The 17,415-nt window shown below is 53.1% G+C and carries 11 protein-coding genes, 4 tRNA genes and 5 pseudogenes; 3 read left to right on the top strand and 17 right to left on the bottom strand.

What is annotated here, in order from left to right:
- Positions 1-65: 65 nt before the first annotated feature.
- On the bottom strand, positions 66-1,427 hold the full coding sequence (gene ffh, locus JNO11_RS14970; RefSeq protein WP_010248486.1) for a signal recognition particle protein: 1,362 nt from the start codon (positions 1,425-1,427) through the stop codon (positions 66-68).
- A gap of 165 nt (positions 1,428-1,592) precedes the next feature.
- Between ffh and JNO11_RS14975 the strand changes: the two are divergent.
- Together JNO11_RS14975 and JNO11_RS14980 are read left to right on the top strand one after the other, a co-directional pair.
- Positions 1,593-2,394, top strand: a pseudogene (locus JNO11_RS14975) (inner membrane protein YpjD).
- A 15-nt stretch (positions 2,395-2,409) separates the two neighbouring features.
- Positions 2,410-3,696 (top strand): HlyC/CorC family transporter, encoded by a 1,287-nt coding sequence (locus JNO11_RS14980; RefSeq protein ID WP_022623780.1) that lies wholly within the window; start codon positions 2,410-2,412, stop codon positions 3,694-3,696.
- Between the two features lie 63 nt (positions 3,697-3,759).
- Here JNO11_RS14980 and luxS read toward each other — a convergent pair whose 3' ends face one another.
- The 14 genes and pseudogenes from luxS to tam all read right to left on the bottom strand — a co-directional run bounded on the left by luxS (position 3,760) and on the right by tam (position 14,814).
- Positions 3,760-4,275: an S-ribosylhomocysteine lyase gene (luxS, locus tag JNO11_RS14985; protein WP_010248493.1), complete on the bottom strand. Its 516-nt coding sequence runs from the start codon at positions 4,273-4,275 to the stop codon at positions 3,760-3,762.
- Between the two features lie 150 nt (positions 4,276-4,425).
- Positions 4,426-5,992 (bottom strand): annotated as a pseudogene (gshA, locus tag JNO11_RS14990) (glutamate--cysteine ligase).
- A 75-nt stretch (positions 5,993-6,067) separates the two neighbouring features.
- Positions 6,068-6,497, bottom strand: a pseudogene (locus JNO11_RS14995) (YqaA family protein).
- The gene (gene yqaB / locus JNO11_RS15000) at positions 6,494-7,060 is read right to left on the bottom strand and encodes a fructose-1-phosphate/6-phosphogluconate phosphatase (protein ID WP_022623783.1); all 567 of its coding nucleotides are present in this window, start codon (positions 7,058-7,060) and stop codon (positions 6,494-6,496) included. The pseudogene JNO11_RS14995 and the gene yqaB overlap by 4 nt, the downstream one beginning before the upstream one ends.
- Positions 7,061-7,522: 462 nt before the next feature.
- Positions 7,523-7,599: transfer RNA gene (locus JNO11_RS15005), tRNA-Arg, on the bottom strand.
- A gap of 222 nt (positions 7,600-7,821) precedes the next feature.
- A tRNA-Arg gene (locus JNO11_RS15010) sits at positions 7,822-7,898 on the bottom strand.
- A gap of 75 nt (positions 7,899-7,973) precedes the next feature.
- Positions 7,974-8,050: transfer RNA gene (locus JNO11_RS15015), tRNA-Arg, on the bottom strand.
- Between the two features lie 8 nt (positions 8,051-8,058).
- Positions 8,059-8,151, bottom strand: a tRNA-Ser gene (locus tag JNO11_RS15020).
- A 283-nt stretch (positions 8,152-8,434) separates the two neighbouring features.
- A complete protein-coding gene (csrA, locus tag JNO11_RS15025; RefSeq protein ID WP_008927091.1) occupies positions 8,435-8,620 on the bottom strand; it encodes a carbon storage regulator CsrA in 186 nt (61 codons plus the stop codon).
- Between the two features lie 251 nt (positions 8,621-8,871).
- Positions 8,872-11,499, bottom strand: coding sequence for an alanine--tRNA ligase (alaS, locus tag JNO11_RS15030; protein WP_010672120.1), 2,628 nt, complete (start codon positions 11,497-11,499; stop codon positions 8,872-8,874).
- 133 nt (positions 11,500-11,632) lie between these two features.
- Entirely contained in the window at positions 11,633-12,151 is a 519-nt protein-coding gene (locus JNO11_RS15035; RefSeq protein WP_031594179.1) for a regulatory protein RecX, read from the bottom strand.
- A gap of 122 nt (positions 12,152-12,273) precedes the next feature.
- A complete protein-coding gene (recA, locus tag JNO11_RS15040) occupies positions 12,274-13,341 on the bottom strand; it encodes a recombinase RecA (RefSeq protein WP_010248510.1) in 1,068 nt (355 codons plus the stop codon).
- A 95-nt stretch (positions 13,342-13,436) separates the two neighbouring features.
- Positions 13,437-13,932, bottom strand: a pseudogene (pncC, locus tag JNO11_RS15045) (nicotinamide-nucleotide amidase).
- Between the two features lie 105 nt (positions 13,933-14,037).
- Positions 14,038-14,814: a trans-aconitate 2-methyltransferase gene (gene tam, locus JNO11_RS15050; protein ID WP_010248514.1), complete on the bottom strand. Its 777-nt coding sequence runs from the start codon at positions 14,812-14,814 to the stop codon at positions 14,038-14,040.
- Between the two features lie 167 nt (positions 14,815-14,981).
- Here tam and JNO11_RS15055 point away from each other — a divergent pair.
- Positions 14,982-15,870, top strand: a pseudogene (locus JNO11_RS15055) (dihydrodipicolinate synthase family protein).
- A gap of 34 nt (positions 15,871-15,904) precedes the next feature.
- Here JNO11_RS15055 and JNO11_RS15060 read toward each other — a convergent pair.
- Entirely contained in the window at positions 15,905-16,240 is a 336-nt protein-coding gene (locus JNO11_RS15060; RefSeq protein ID WP_010248517.1) for a zinc ribbon domain-containing protein YjdM, read from the bottom strand.
- Positions 16,241-16,320: 80 nt separating this feature from the next.
- On the bottom strand, positions 16,321-17,403 hold the full coding sequence (gene mltB, locus JNO11_RS15065; RefSeq protein WP_010248519.1) for a lytic murein transglycosylase B: 1,083 nt from the start codon (positions 17,401-17,403) through the stop codon (positions 16,321-16,323).
- Between the last annotated feature and the right edge of the window lie 12 nt (positions 17,404-17,415).

The following is a 17,415-nucleotide window of genomic DNA, read 5'->3' on the forward strand; positions in this document are numbered from 1 at the left end:
TTTACTCATTTTGGCGAAAAAAGCAACCTAAACCGTGCCATTTCGGGCTTTTTTTGTGGAACGCTTTAGCGGCCAGGAAAACCTGGCGGCATCATACCCTTCATGCCGCGCATCATTTTCGCCATACCGCCCTTCTTCATTTTCTTCATCATACGCTGCATGTCGTCAAACTGCTTCAATAAGCGGTTAACGTCCTGCACCTGCATACCGGAGCCGGTCGCAATGCGGCGCTTGCGTGAGCCTTTGATGATCTCTGGTTTTTCACGCTCTTTGCGTGTCATCGAGTTGATGATCGCTTCCATGCGCACCAGCACTTTGTCATCCATCTGTGACTTCACATTGTCAGGCAGCTGACCCATACCGGGCAGTTTGCCCATCAGGCTGGCCATGCCGCCCATGTTGCGCATCTGCTTCAGCTGCTCAAGGAAATCGTTGAGATCAAAACCGTCGCCGGTTTTCAGCTTCTTAGCCAGTTTCTCAGCCTGATCGCGGTCAACCTTGCTTTCGATATCTTCGATCAGTGACAGCACGTCACCCATGCCGAGGATACGCGAAGCAATACGCTCCGGATAGAACGGCTCAAGTGCATCGGTTTTTTCACCGACACCCATAAATTTAATCGGCTTACCGGTGATATGACGAATCGACAGCGCCGCACCGCCTCGTGCATCACCATCGACTTTGGTCAGGATAACACCGGTCAGCGGTAGTGCTTCATTAAAAGCTTTAGCCGTGTTTGCCGCATCCTGACCGGTCATGGCATCGACCACAAACAGCGTTTCTACCGGATTGATCGCGGCATGAACCTGTTTGATTTCGTCCATCATCGCTTCGTCAACGTGCAGACGACCGGCGGTATCCACCAGCAGTACATCGTAGAACTTCAGGCGAGCTTCACGCAGCGCATTGTTAACGATATCGACCGGCTTCTGGCTGAGATCGGATGGGCAGAAATCCACGCCCACCTGCTGTGCCAGCGTTTCCAGCTGTTTGATTGCCGCCGGACGATAGACGTCGGCAGAAACCACTAAGACTTTCTTTTTGTGCTTCTCACGCAGGAACTTACCCAGCTTAGCGACGCTGGTCGTTTTACCGGCACCCTGCAGACCCGCCATCAGCACCACGGCTGGCGGCTGAGCAGCCAGGTCGAGTGCATTGTTCTCTGCACCCATCGCCGTAACCAGCTCGTTACGAACGATTTTGATAAACTCCTGACCTGGAGTCAGACTTTTATTCACATCATGGCCGACCGCGCTCTCTTTCACACGGTTGATGAAGTCACGCACCACCGGCAGCGCAACGTCAGCCTCAAGCAGTGCCATGCGCACTTCACGCAGGGTCTCTTTGATGTTCTCTTCAGTCAGCCTTCCGCGGCCGCTGATGTTTCGCAGGGTTTGCGACAAACGATCGGTTAAATTATCAAACATGGTCTCTCACTAAAAAAAGATCGCGAGGCGCCTGATCGGCAGAATGCGGCGGATTATAACACGAAGCCTCAGCGATCTCTGCAATTGCCCCTCAGATCGTTTGGAGCCTGCTTCGGCTGGCGCTATACTGCCTTTTTCCTTATCTGACTGAACCTGAAAGGATCTATGTTCGTTTTCGCGATAGTGGCGCTATTCGCCTACTCCTTAAGTCTTGCCCTGATCATTCCCAGCCTGTTGAAACGTAACGGCGGCTGGCGGCGAATGGCGATGCTCTCTGCCTGTGTGGCGCTGGTGACACACGCGGTGGCCTTGCAGCAACGCATATTTGCTGTTGATAGCGGACAGAATTTAAGCCTGCTCAACATAGGCTCGCTGGTCAGCCTGTTGATTTGCGCCATCATGACCATTGTGGCGTCACGCAACCGTGGCTGGCTGCTGCTGCCGATTGTTTACAGCTTCGCGCTGATCAATCTGGCCTTCGCCACTTTTGTGCCCAATGCGTTCATCACCCATCTGGAAACCACGCCAGGCATGATGATTCATATCGGCCTGTCGCTGTTCGCCTACGCGACGCTGATTATTGCCGCGCTCTATGCACTGCAGCTGGCGTGGATCGATTACCAGTTAAAAAACAAGCGCCTGGCGTTCACACAGGATATGCCGCCGCTGCTGACCATTGAACGTAAAATGTTTCACATCACCCAGGTGGGCGTCGTGCTGTTGACGCTGGTGCTTTGCACCGGTCTGTTTTATATGCAGGATCTCTTCAGCGCAGAAAACGTCGATAAAGCCGTGCTCTCCATCATCGCGTGGTTTGTTTATATCGTTTTGCTCTGGGGGGCACTATCATGAAGGCTGGCGTGGTCGCCGCGTCGTCTGGTTTAACTGCAGCGGTGCGGTGCTGTTAACCATGGCTTACTTCGGCAGTCGCATCCTGCAGCATCTGCTTGTCCCCACCTCTCGTTAAAAAGGAAGTTCTGCGTTGGAGAATGTTTCAACCACCACGCTGATTATTATTCTCTGCGTCATGGTACTGGTTTCCGCCTGGTTTGCCGGCTCGGAAACCGGAATGATGACGCTTAACCGCTATAAGCTGCGCCATCAGGCCAAAAACGGCAGTCGCCCCGCACGCCGGGTGGAGAAGTTACTGCGTCGCCCCGACCGGTTGCTCAGCCTGGTATTAATCGGCAATAACCTGGTGAATATTCTGGCTTCCGCACTTGCCACCATTGTTGGCATGCGTATTCACGGTGACGAAGGGGTTGCGATCGCAACCGGTATCCTGACCTTTGTGGTGCTGGTATTTGCTGAAGTGCTGCCGAAAACAGTGGCTGCCCTCTATCCCGAACGCGTCGCCTTTCCCAGCAGCCTGCTGCTGGTCCCGCTGCAATACATCATGCTGCCGCTGGTCTGGCTACTCAACACCATTACCCGTCTGCTGATGAGGATGGCGGGTATCCGCGCTGACGGTGCCATTAACTCCGCGCTGAGCAAAGAGGAGTTGCGTACCATCGTCTATGAGTCGCGTAGCCTGATGTCACGCCGTAATCAGGACATGCTGCTCTCCGTGCTCGACCTGGAGAAAGTCAGCGTTGATGACATCATGGTTCCGCGTAACGAGATCGTCGGCATTAATATCAACGATGACTGGAAGTCGGTGGTGCGCCAGTTGAGCCACTCGCCACACGGCCGCATTGTGCTGTTCCGGGACTCGCTGGATGACTGCGTCGGCATGCTGCGGGTGCGCGAAGCCTGGCGCATGATGACGGAGAAAAAAGAGTTCACCAAAGAGACGCTGCTGCGCGCCGCCGATGAGATCTACTACATCCCGGAAGGGACACCGCTGAACACCCAACTGGTGAAGTTCCAGCGCAACAAAGAGAAAGCGGGCGTGGTGGTGGATGAGTATGGCGACATCAAAGGGCTGGTGACGATTGAGGACATTCTGGAGGAGATCGTGGGTGACTTCACCACCTCCATGTCACCATCACTGGCAGAAGAAGTGATGCCGCAGAATGATGGGTCCGTGCTGATTGAAGGCAGCGCCAGTGTGCGTGAAATTAACAAGGCGTTTAACTGGCAACTGCCAGAGCAGGAAGCGCGCACCATCAACGGCATGCTGCTGGAAGCGCTGGAAGAGATCCCTGCCATCGCCACCCGTGTTCAGATCGGCCACTACAACGTCGATATTCTGGACGTGCAGGACAACATGATTAAACAGGTGCGCATCACGCCGAAGACGCCACTGAAAAAATCGGTAGGGTCCTGAAGCGATAAAAAAAACGCCGCAATCGACATGATGCGGCGTTTTTTTTTAGCAGCAAAGCCCTGACTAGATGTGCAGTTCTTTCAGCTTGTCAGCAGGCAGTTTCAGATCTTCGTTGCGGTTAACGCCGATCTCATGCGCCAGCACATTGCGGGCGATCTGCTGCGCTTCATCCAGTGAGTGCAGCTTGTAGCTGCCGCACTGGTATTCATTCAGCTCAGGGATCTGGTTCTGATCTTTCACTTTCAGAACATCTTCCATCGCCCCTTTCCACGCTTTGGCAACGCGCTGCTCGTCTGGTGTACCAATCAGGCTCATGTAGAAGCCGGTGCGGCAACCCATTGGCGAGATATCGACGATTTCCACACCATCACCATTCAGGTGATCACGCATGAATCCGGCAAAGAGATGCTCCAGCGTATGAATGCCACGCTCAGTGAGAATATCAATGTTCGGGCGGCAAAAACGCAGGTCAAAAACGGTAATCGTATCGCCATGCGGAGTCTTCATGGTTTTCGCCACGCGAACTGCCGGTGCGCCCATGATGGTGTGATCAACGGTAAAACTGTCCAGTAGTGGCATACGTCACCTCCTGTTCTGAGAATTTTTTTTAAAACGATGAAACTTTTCTGTTCGCCCAACGTCTGAATATATGAAAGACGCGCATTTGTTATCATCATCCCTGACAACAGAGATGTTAATTTGGCCACATTGATGTGGCCTTTTTCTTTTCTACCCTTCCCGGCTCGCCAGATACGCTTCAAAATCCAGCTTATCATTCGCTTCCAGCTGCTGCTGTGCAGCAACAGACGCCTGCGCCTGACGCGTGAAATCTTCTTCTGTCAGCACTTCCAGCGGCTCTTCGCAGAGCAGATGGCGATACTGTTCAGCCAGCGCCACGCCGGTTCCGGTTACACCATTGTCCTTCATTGCCTGAAGGATGCGCGCCGAGTAGGTTAGCTCAGGATCGTCGAACGATGCTACCAGTTGATCGCAAACCTGCTGATATTCCGTGCTGTCCTGATTATGACTGTCTAACACTTCAGCAACCCGACGCAGATCGGCAAACAGGGTTTTGCCCACTTCAACCAGCGAATGTTCCTCTTCTCCGCAGCCTACGGCAATTTTCTGGTCCGGTTTACGCCCTTCCAGCACAACCCGGTTCCAGTTTATACGGGTGCATTGCAACTCATCTGCACTCATTTCCGGCGCATCGGCCAGGGTACACCAGATCAGGAACAGGTCGAGGAAGCGAACCTGATTCTCATCTACGCCGATTGCAGAGAACGGATTGATATCCAGCGAACGCACTTCAATATACTCAATACCACCACGCAGCAGCGCATCAGAAGGCGCTTCACCCGAGCGTGTCACACGCTTAGGCCGGATTGGCGCATAGAGCTCGTTTTCAATCTGCAGCACGTTGGTGTTGAGTTGCAGCCAGTTACCGTCGGCATCTTTAGTGCCCATCGCTGCATACTCTTCTGACGGTGTCTTGATCGCTTTCTTCAGCGCAGTGACATAGCCTTCCAGCGAGTTAAACGTGATGCCCAGAGAGCTCTGCGATTTATTGGTATAGCCTAAATCGCTCAGACGCAGTGAGGTAGCGTACGGCAGCCACATCGTGTCTTTGTCGTTGGTTTCGAACGGCAGCGCGCTCTCACGGCCCTGCAGGAAGCTGGAGCTGATAGCAGGCGATGCGCCAAACAGATAGGGGATCACCCAGCCGAAGCGATAATAGTTGCGGATCAGCCGCAGATAGCCCGCCGAGATCGTCTCTTTTCCGCTTTCCTTATCTTTCACGTCAGCCCACTCCTGCCAGAATGAGAGTGGCAGTGAGAAGTTATAGTGAATGCCGGAGATGGTCTGCATCAACGCGCCGTAGCGGTTTTTCAGCCCTTCGCGGTAGAGCGTCTTCATCCGACCGATATTGGACGTGCCATATTGCGCCAGCTCAATATTGTCCGCATCGTCAATCACGCACGGCATACTAAACGGCCACATGCGTTCATCACCCAGTTCACGGGCAACGTGACGATGAATATCGCGCAGGAATGCCAGCATATGATCAATGCTGTGATCCACTGGCGTAATAAATTCCAGCAACGTTTCGGCAAAGTCAGTGGTGATCCAGTCATGTTTCAGCGCCGACCCCAGAGATTCCGGGTGGCCGCTTTTTTGCCAGCTCGCCATTTGCCTGTACACGCAGCGTTTCACGCTCGATGCCACGGCCAATACCTTTAAGGGCATTGGGATGCGCTTCCAGCCAGGAGAGCGCTTTAGATACGTCCGGGATCACATTACCCCCCCCCGCTGTGATAATAATTTATTTTTGTTCAGCATAATGTTAACCGTAGCCTCGAATCTGTGCGAATCAATGCCACCATTGCATACCCTGTAATGTGGCAGTCGCGATAACGATATAACGCAGTGTTTTGCCGACAGCGAGAAACAGCATCGCAGGTAGCCAGGCGAAACGTAACCAGCCTGCCAGAACGCAGAGCAGATCACCTATCACTGGCAGCCAGCTGAATAACAGTGCTGCAGGTCCCAGTCGGTGCAACCACGTCATTGCTGTGTCATGCCATCGCCCCTGACGTTTTAACGGCAGCAAGCGACCAATAAGAATGTTGGTTAAGCCGCCCAAGGTGTTTCCCAGTGATGCGGCCAAAAGCAACCCGTAAACTGATGTCTTTTTTTGCTATCAATAGTGCTATCAGCAGTGCTTCAGAACTTCCCGGCAGGAGCGTTGCACTTAAAAAGCTGCTGCCGAACATCGAGGCATAGGTAAGAACGTCACTCACAGTAAGCGGACATCCACCACAGCCATACCTGCCGCCTTCGCTGCCTGAATACCAAAGTCCGCATCCTCAAACACCACACAACGTGCCGGCGTCACACCCATTAGCTCAGCGCAGCGTAAGAAGGTTTCAGGCTCAGGTTTATGACGCTGTACGTCGTCAGCACCGACGACGGCCGAAAAGAGCTCACGTACGCCCAGCTGCGTCAGTAACGCCTCTGCCATGCTGTGTTCGCTTCCGGTACCGACCGCCATCGGACGACGCCCGTGATACGCTTTCACCACCTCCATTAAAGGCAGTGGCTTCACGTTTTCCAGCAGCATCGCTTTCACGGCAGCGGTTTTTTCTGCGGCAAGAAGATGAGGGTCGAGTGACGACTGATTGGATTCAATGATGAACTGCGACAGCCGCCAGGTTGGTGCGCCATTGAAGTCGATAATACGTGCTTCATCCAGCGTTAATCCATAACGCTGGAGCACCTGACGCCACGCTTTTCGATGTGTCGGCTCAGTATCAAGAATCGTGCCGTCCATATCGAAAATCAGGGCGTCATATTGATCGTACATTGTCACTCCGGACATTCATCAAATGAGACATTACTTTAGCCTAATGTGGACAGGTTGTCGCCAGGGGGGATGAACAGCAAATGCTTTGAAAGCATTAACAATTTTTGTTTTCAGATAAAGGTGATCGTGCACGACCAGCGATAAGCGTACGAAATTCCAGCGTTTTTTTAACATTCTTCTGGCAGACAAGCGGTGGCGGACGGGCATGGGCAGCAAAACAGAAGGCGTTGATGCGGGAAACAGGCGTTTCGGATCGCTTAAGTCAGGATGATGAATCAATGGGGCAGATTAAACAGGAAAAGAGTGCGTGTGAAGCCAGAGGGAAACTGCAGAGGTTTTTCAGGATACTCACTCAGCGTTTGCTGTACGGACGGTTACGGAAGTAACGCTATCGTGTTTAGTGAGGTCTTAGCGATCATCGCGCCATGATACTTTGAGGGATTTTGAGGCTAAAGAAGAAGATGGTGCATCCAGGAGGATTCGAACCTCCGACCGCTCGGTTCGTAGCCGAGTACTCTATCCAGCTGAGCTATGGATGCATTGGGGTCTATCTTTTGGGGTCTATCTTTTGAGGTACAACTTTTTATGGACTTACAGAAACCAACCTGAGGATGTTACAAAGAATGGTGCATCCAGGAGGATTACTCAGCTTGCGCTTCGCCCTATGGGTCGTTGCTGATGCAACGTTATCCTCCTTAGTGCGGCCTGAACGATAATCACGTCATGACACACTGAGGCACTGTCCATATTCGGGAAGAATATGGTGCATCCAGGAGGATTCGAACCTCCGACCGCTCGGTTCGTAGCCGAGTACTCTATCCAGCTGAGCTATGGATGCATAAATCAAATTCTTGTACAACGCAGGGTGCTAACTACTCACCATGAAAGGAATTGCTAATTCGCTTTGTTTCGATGGTGCATCCAGGAGGATTCGAACCTCCGACCGCTCGGTTCGTAGCCGAGTACTCTATCCAGCTGAGCTATGGATGCATCGAAAATGGCGGTGAGGGAGGGATTCGAACCCTCGATACAGCTTTTGACCGTATACTCCCTTAGCAGGGGAGCGCCTTCAGCCTCTCGGCCACCTCACCTTACGCTTTCTTTCGAACTGTGCGTCTGAACGTTGTTTCTGCTCATCGGCACTGCGTGGCGCACATATTACTTTCCCGGACTTTTAAGTCAAACAATTTTTCCGAAACTTTGTTTGATTGAGCAAATCACACACAATTGGGACAAAATGGCGACAAAAAGAGTGAATTATCAACAATGAAAGATGATGGCGTTAATAAAACAGAGGAGGAACAGGTAGAAAGAAAAGGCAGGATTTTTACAGAAAGCGGTAGCGCCTCGCACAGGTGCGAGACGCTGAATCCGTTAAACGCTGGTTTGTTGCGTTTTTTCAGCCTGGATGCGTTGATAGATCTCTTCGCGATGCACAGACACTTCTTTCGGCGCGTTAACACCGATACGAACCTGGTTACCCTTAACACCCAGCACCGTTACAGTTACCTCATCACCGATCATGAGGGTTTCACCAACTCGACGAGTTAGAATAAGCATTCTTTGCTCCTTGAAAGATTAAAAGAGTCGGGCTTGTACAGGCTCCCGGCATTATCCATCATTTAACGCTGCACAATGTGTATGAGAAATACACCAATGCACATCGATGCGCCAATACATTCTGCTGATAGTTAGTTTAGCCGAAATACACTACATCAACCTGACTTTGTCATTTGCTGCTTTAGCATCGTATTAAAAAGCGCCGGAACAACCGTTCTGACGCTTTTTTACGATGCCTTGTTTTAATTCACTTACAGACGGCTGCTGACCCAGTCCTCAACCCCTGCTAATGCGCCTTTCAGAGCACCCGCATCGTTACCACCAGCTTGTGCCATATCAGGACGGCCACCGCCCTTCCCGCCAACCTGCTGAGCCAGACCGGCAATCAACTCACCCGCTTTAACACGGTCAGTCAGATCTTTGGTCACACCCGCAATCAGCGACACCTTACCTTCAGTAACCGTTGCCAGCACAATAATCGCCGACCCCAGCTGATTCTTAAGATCATCAACCATGGTACGCAACATTTTAGGTTCAACATTGTTGAGCTCACTGACCAGCAGTTTCACTCCCTTAATGTCGATAGCATTGCTGCTCAGTGAAGCGCTCTCCTGCGCGGCTTGCTGATCGCGCAGTTGCTGCAACTCTTTCTCCAGAGCTCGTACATGATCGACCAGACCACGCACTTTCTCATTCAGGTTGCTGCTGTTCGCTTTTACCAGCTGCGCAAGATCCTGCAGCTGGCTGCTCTGCGCATTGACCTGCGCCAGCGCGCCTTCACCCGTAATCGCTTCGATACGACGAATACCGGCTGCGGTACCTGACTCCGCCTGAATACGGAACAGCCCGATGTCACCCGTGCGCGCAGCATGGGTACCACCACACAGCTCAACAGAGAAATCACCCATGGTCAGAACGCGCACGCGCTGATCATATTTCTCGCCAAACAGTGCCATTGCCCCTTTAGACTTCGCCGCATCCAGATCCATCACTTCGGTTTCAACCGGCAGGTTGCGACGAATTTGCGCATTGACGATATCTTCGACCTGACGAATCTCCTGAGGTTTCATCGCTTCGAAATGCGAGAAATCGAAACGCAGGTACTTGTCGTTAACCAGCGAGCCTTTCTGCGCCACATGCTCACCTAAAACCTGACGCAAGGCGGCATGCAGTAAGTGAGTAGCAGAGTGGTTAAGACGGATGCGCGCACGGCGTGCTGCATCAACCTGCGCCTCAAGGCGATCACCAATACGCAACTGCCCTGCGGTCAGCTTACCGACATGACCGATTGCCTGACCATATTTTTGTGTATCCTGGACGCTAAATTCAGCATTCTTCCCTTTCAGCAGACCGGTATCGCCTACCTGGCCACCCGATTCGCCATAGAATGGCGTTTCATCCAGCACGACCACGGCATCCTGACCCGCGGTCACTTCATCAACCGCCTCGCCTGCAACATAGAGCGCTTTCACCGTGGCAGCTAAATCGAGCTGGTCGTAGCCTTTGAAGGATGAGGCGGCATCAATACGAATAACGTTGCTGTAGTCAGCACCGAAGCCACTCGCTTCACGTGCGCGCTGACGCTGCTGCTCCATCGCCCGCTCAAAGCCGGCTTCGTCGATCTTCAGATTGCGTTCGCGACAGACGTCAGCCGTTAAATCAGCCGGGAAACCAAAGGTATCGTAGAGACGGAAGACGATTTCGCCATCCAGCGTGTCGCCCTGCAGTTTTTCCAGCTCTTCGTCCAGCAGCGCCAGTCCGCGCTCCAGGGTTCTGGCAAACTGATCTTCTTCGCTTTTCAGCACCTGCTCAACCTGAGCCTGCTGGCGCTGTAACTCTTCGCCTGCGGCACCCATGACCTCAACCAGTGGCGCAACCAGCTTATAGAAGAAGGCCTCTTTAGCGCCCAGCATGTTGCCATGACGCACGGCGCGACGAATGATACGACGCAGCACGTAGCCACGGTTCTCATTAGACGGGATGACGCCATCGGCAATCAGGAATGCACAGGAGCGAATGTGGTCGGCAATGACACGCAGCGATTTGTTACTGAGGTCAGTGGCACCGGTAACCTGTGCCACGGCCTGAATCAGTTTCTGGAACAGGTCGATTTCATAGTTGGAGTTGACGTGTTGCAGAACGGCAGAAATACGCTCAAGGCCCATTCCGGTATCAACCGACGGTTTTGGCAGCGGCAGCATGGTGCCATCAGCCTGACGGTTGAACTGCATAAAGACGATGTTCCAGATCTCAATGTAACGGTCACCATCTTCTTCCGGGCTGCCCGGCGGGCCACCCCAGATGTGATCGCCATGATCGTAGAAAATCTCGCTGCACGGACCACAAGGACCGGTATCGCCCATCTGCCAGAAGTTATCTGACGCATACGCGCTGCCCTTATTGTCGCCAATGCGAATAATGCGTTCACGTGGCACACCGATTTCGTTCGCCCAGATATCAAAGGCTTCATCGTCGGTTTCATAGATCGTCACCCACAGACGCTCTTTTGGCAGGCTGAACCACTGCTCGCTCGTCAGCAGTTCCCAGGCAAAACCAATCGCCTCTCTCTTGAAATAGTCACCAAAGCTGAAGTTACCCAGCATTTCAAAGAAGGTGTGGTGACGTGCGGTGTAACCGACGTTTTCAAGATCGTTGTGTTTGCCGCCTGCGCGTACGCAGCGCTGTGACGTGGTCGCACGTGTGTAGTCACGTTTGTCCTGACCGAGGAACACATCTTTAAACTGGTTCATCCCGGCGTTAGTAAACAACAACGTTGGATCGTTATTCGGTACGAGGGAGCTGCTGGTTACAACCTCATGTCCCTTGCTATGAAAAAAGTCGAGAAACGCTTGACGGATCTCAGCAGTGCTCTTGCTCATATATATCCTGGAATCACGCTAACGAACGTTCCCTCTGATCGGCGCGACCACATTCTGGTGGTGCCTGATTAGCGGAACAAAAAGTGGGAATAAGATAAATTTTCTTCAGTGGGAAGTAAAATTACATCGGCTTTTAGTCATCAAAATTTCTGAAAATGGACTGGATATCTTCGCTCATAAAACCCTTTGACTGCAGATAGCGTAGTACTTTCGCTTTCTCTTTCCACTCTGTGGGCAGCGGGTGTCCGAATTTTCGTTCAGCCAGCTGAGCCGCACACGCCGCCCAGTCTACCTCTGTCTCTTCCATTGCAAGATCAATGGCTTCACGGTCGATGCCTTTCTGGGCCAGTTCAAGGCGTACGCGCTGCGATCCAAAGCCCTTACGGCTCCGGCTCTGAATAAATCGTTCGGTGAAACGCTCGTCGTTTAACCAGCCGCTTTCCTGACACCAGTTAAGAACCTGTTCCAGCAACGCTTCAGTAACAATTTCGGGCTCTTTTTTCTGCGCCCACGCAGCACGCTGCGCTGATTGTTGCAGTTTACGCGCTAACTCTGCACGGCTGTGGTCGCGCTGACCCAGAATACGCATCGCACGGTCAAGCAGACGAGAGTAAGAGACGACATTAGGTTGGGGCTGAGAGGGTTCAGTCATACTGCGCACCTTGTACAAACAGAGGGAGATTATGGCGACAGAACAGGACAGAGGGAAGGCAAGAAAGGTAATAGAGGGGGATAAAACTACGGGAGAGGCTTTCGCCCCTCCCGCATCAGAGATTAGAAGTCTTCGTTCGCTTCAGCCGCGTCTTCTTTCTCAGCAGCCTTGTCGGCTGCTGCGAGTTTTTCATCCGCGCCGTTGAGCAACATCTCACGTAACTTCAGATCAATCTCGTTTGCCACAGCAGCATTCTCTTTCAGGAAGTTGCCGGCATTCGATTTACCCTGACCAATCTTGTCGCCATTGTAGCTGTACCATGCACCCGCTTTTTCAATCAGCTTGTGCTTCACGCCCAGGTCGACCAGCTCACCAAAGGTATTGATACCTTCGCCGTACATGATCTGGAACTCAGCCTGTTTGAATGGCGCGGCGATTTTGTTTTTCACCACTTTAACGCGGGTCTCACTGCCGACCACGTTATCGCCCTCTTTGATTGCACCGATACGGCGGATATCAAGACGGACAGAGGCGTAGAACTTCAGCGCGTTACCACCAGTGGTGGTTTCCGGGTTACCAAACATCACACCAATTTTCATACGGATCTGGTTGATGAAAATCAGCAGGGTATTGGACTGCTTCAGGTTACCGGCCAGTTTACGCATCGCCTGGCTCATCATACGTGCCGCGAGGCCCATGTGTGAGTCACCGATTTCACCTTCGATTTCCGCTTTAGGCGTCAGCGCCGCGACGGAGTCGACGATGATCACGTCAACGGCACCAGAGCGCGCCAGCGCATCACAAATTTCCAGCGCCTGCTCACCAGTGTCTGGCTGAGAGCAGAGCAGGTTATCAATGTCTACGCCGAGTTTCTTGGCGTAAACCGGATCAAGCGCATGCTCGGCATCGATAAAGGCACAGGTTTTACCTTTACGCTGTGCAGATGCGATAACCTGCAAAGTCAGCGTGGTTTTACCTGAAGACTCAGGTCCATAGATCTCAACGATACGGCCCATTGGCAGACCGCCTGCGCCTAATGCGATATCTAGCGACAGCGAGCCAGTAGAGATAGTTTCCACATCCATTGAGCGGTCTTCACCCAAGCGCATGATGGAGCCTTTACCAAATTGCTTCTCAATCTGGCCAAGCGCGGCAGCTAAAGCCTTCTGTTTGTTTTCATCAATCGCCATTTCAACTCCTAATCAAGCCGGGTAAACACGCACTCAGGGTGCCTGTACTCTTTCTGTTGCCGACAATTATACTGTATAGTCATACAGTATCAAGTTTAATTTGTCAGAAATTCGCCATACAGTTTCTGCAGGGCCCATGCCACCGACTGGCGGCGTACGGCATCACGATCGCCGCTAAAATGCTGCTGAAAAGTCAATACGTTATCCTGCGGCCCGGCAAAGCCAAACCATACCGTACCCACCGGTTTTTCTTCACTGCCGCCATCCGGACCGGCAATACCGCTGACGGAGATCACGTAGTCAGCATGGGCCGCCCTGCGGGCACCCAGCGCCATCTCCCGCACCACCACATCACTTACCGCACCATACTGCAACAGGGAAGCAGCCTGAACACTGACCATCTGCTGTTTGGCCTGGTTACTGTAGGTCACAAAACCCCGCTCGAACCAGGCGGAGCTGCCGCTGATATCGGTAAAGACTTTGGCAATCCATCCCCCCCGTGCAGGATTCCGCACAGGTTACGGTGGCATTGCGCTGCTTCAGCTTCTCACCTATCTGCGCACTAAGCGCCTGCAATTGCTGATCATCCATTGCGATTCTCCCTTTGGCTGTGGGTTGAAGGTGGTGCAGAAAAACTGCTTTTTCAAGGTCACTCACCATTATTACGCTGTTTTTGCGGCCAGCTTTCCACTGCGCTTACCGATTTTTCACCGCAACCATAAAAAGACGCGGGAAGGCGAGCAACACCTGACCATCGGCCTGAGCCGGATAAGCCGCGAGCAGACGCTGATGATAATCGGTCAGAAACGCCGTCTGTTCGGTCTCATCCAGCGTTGCCAGAAAAGGCCGTAAACCGGTCGCCTGCAGCCAGCTGATAATCGCCTGCGCATCGGCCATCACGTGATAATAGGTGGTACGCCAGATATCCACCTCACAGCCGGCCTGCGTCAGCAGATCGTAATACTCGCCCGTGGAAAGCAGCTGTGTACGTACAGCGGCATCGGCATTGATGCGTGAACGCCAGCGATCCGTTGCCGCCACCTCGCGCATCAGCCGGTGCGACGGCTCATTGAGGTTATCAGGCATCTGGATCGCTAACACGCCACCGGGCGCCAGCTGGCTGACCAGATGGGGAAACAGCGTTGCGTGATTATCCAGCCATTGCAGAGAGGCGTTGGCGTAGACCACCTGCTGGGGCACATCGGCCTGCCAGTTGCGGATGTCCGCCTGAATAAAACGACAGTGCGGCAGGCGTTCAGCGGCCTGAGTTAACATCGTGGCGGAACTGTCCAGCCCGGTAATCTGCGCCAGTGGCCAGGCATCGGCGAGCAGCTCGGTGCTGTTACCGGGCCCGCATCCCAGATCGGTCACCTGCTCAACCTGTTCCAGGCTGAGGCGCGCCAGAAGTTCGCGGGCTGGACGGGTTCGTTCTGCTTCAAACTTACGGTACAGCACAGGATCCCACTCTTTCATCATGACCTCTCGCTCAGTTATCAGATGCATCCGCTTACTGAGACGGATGAAAGAGGAAAAAGTGCGACCCGTTGCTCATTTTTGAATCATGCGCTGGCAGAGACCGGCCGGAGTCATTAAGTTAAAACACTGTTTCATTTTTTTAACATCCGATTCAGGAGTCATTTATGAGTGAAAAATCGCCCTTTGCCGGTGTCTGGTGCCCTTCAGTCACCCCGTTTAATGCGCAGGGTGCGGTCGATATTGATGCGCTCGGGCGACATTTCTCCCGCCTCAATGACTCCGGTATCGATACCTTACTGGTGATGGGCAGCATTGGCGAGTTCGCCTCACTGACGCAGCAGGAACGCTTACAACTGATTCAGGAAGCCAGACCCTTGTCATCGCTGAAGATGGTCGCGAACGTCTCGGCAACCTGCATCCCTGACATGCTGGAGCTGGCTGAAGCCGCCTGGAAAAATGACTTTGACGCGGTGATGGTGCTGCCGCCCTACTATTATGGCCAGACGCAAAACCAGCTGATGCACTACTTCGAAGCACTGGACGCGCAAGCTGGGTGGTAAATGGTTTGCCTACAACTTTCCGGCCCGCACCGGCTGCGATCTGACGCCCGCGCTGATTGCCGCCCTGGCGGCAAAGTTGCCCAACTTCGCCGGCATTAAAGATACGGTGGATTGCCTGTCGCATAACCGGATGATGATTGAAGAGACCCGTAAGGTGCGTAGCGATTTCGCCGTACTGTCGGGGTATGACGAGTACCTGCTCCCGAACCTGCTGGCGGGCGGTGCCGGTGTAATTTCAGGACTGAATAATATTGTGCCGGAGTACTTTGCGCAGATGATGACGGCATGGCGAAGTGGCAATCTGCCGGAGCTGACGCGCCTGCAGCAGCAGATCGGCTGTCTGATGGCGATTTACAGTATCGGAGATGATTTCGTGACGACGATTAAAACGGCCGTGGCACGGCGCTATGACTCGATGAGCAGCGGCTCACGAAACTACGGTGGCACGCTGAATGCGGAGCAGTGTGCCGCAATTGATAAGCTGTTCAGCTAAGCAGGAAAGCGGGCGCATCCCTGCGCCCCCGATCTCAGTTCTTTTTCACAAACTCAGATTTTAATTTCATCGGGCCAAAACCGTCGATTTTACAATCGATGTTGTGGTCCCCTTCAACCAGACGAATGCTTTTCACTTTAGTGCCGATCTTCAGCGATGAAGAACTGCCCTTCACCTTGAGATCTTTGATCACCGTGACGCTGTCGCCATCTGCCAGCAGATTGCCGTTGGCATCACGCACTTCCAGTGTTGCGTTGCTGCTGTCACCTTCTCCCTCGGTCCAGATGTGACCGCAGGAGGGGCAGTTAAGGTTATCGCCATCTTGCCAGGTGTAATCGGCGTGACAAGCCGGGCAGGCAGGTAAAGACATAGTGACTCCAGAAATATCAGTGGCTGTGTGGCCTGAAAAAGGGCGTCATCATATAACCTTACAGTTAACAAGGACAGCCTTTATAACAGGCCGCCCTGGCGTGCCTTGCTCACCGCCTCACCCAGCTGCCACACCGCCATCGCATAATGGGTACTGTGGTTGTAGCGGGTAATGACATAGAAATTGGGTAAGCCGTACCAGTACTGGTAGCTGGTGCCCAAATCCAGGCGTAGCAGACTGACCTGATCGTTACCGTTCAGCGAGCCCTGTGGTGACAATCCTGACGCCGCCAGCATGCTCACGCTGTAACGGGTTTTGAAGCCATCTTCCAGCATCGGTGCCTGACCGCTGGCCGGTACCGCCACATTTTCGCCGCTGCGCCAGCCATGCTTCTGAAAATAGTGCGCCACGCTGCCGATAGCATCCACCGGATCCCACAGGTTTGCATGACCGTCTCCGTTGAAATCAACCGCATAATCATTGTAAGAGGAGGGCATAAACTGACCATAGCCCATCGCCCCGGCAAAGGAGCCTTTCAGCGCCAGCGGGTCATCCTGCTCTTTGCGCGACATCAACAGAAAGGTTTCCAGCTCGCTGCTGAAGTACTCTGCGCGGCGCGGATAGTTAAAGGATAAGGTCGCAAGCGCATCCAGAATCCGCGTTTTCCCCATCACGCGACCCCAGCGGGTTTCCACGCCAATGATGCCCACAATAATTTCTGGCGGCACGCCATAAACCTGCTGCGCGCGTTGCAGGGCATCCTGATACTGATTCCAGAACGCCACCCCATTTTGCACGTTATCGGGCGTAATGAACTTGTTGCGATAGCGGATCCAGGCGCCATTAGGTCCTGGCGCTGGCGTATAGCTTGGTGCCTGACGATCCATCAGTCGCAGCACATAATCCAGTCGTTTGGCCTGACCGATGATGTTGTGCAGTTGCTGACGGTCAAAGTCATGCTTCTCCACCATCTTATCGATAAATTGCTCTGCTGCCGGGTTACCGGCAAAGTCGCCAAACATCGCCTGTCCGCTGTGCGACGGCTGCAGTAAAAAACCGCCCTGTGGCGCAGCCAGCATCTTCTGCTGGGACGGGACTTCAGGTTTGCTGCTGCAGGAGGCCAGAAGCGGGATGAACGCAAGGAAGGCTAACTTGAGGCGCATCGGTTATCCATA

The organism is Pantoea sp. 1B4 (genome assembly GCF_016925765.1).
Lineage (GTDB): Bacteria > Pseudomonadota > Gammaproteobacteria > Enterobacterales > Enterobacteriaceae > Pantoea > Pantoea agglomerans.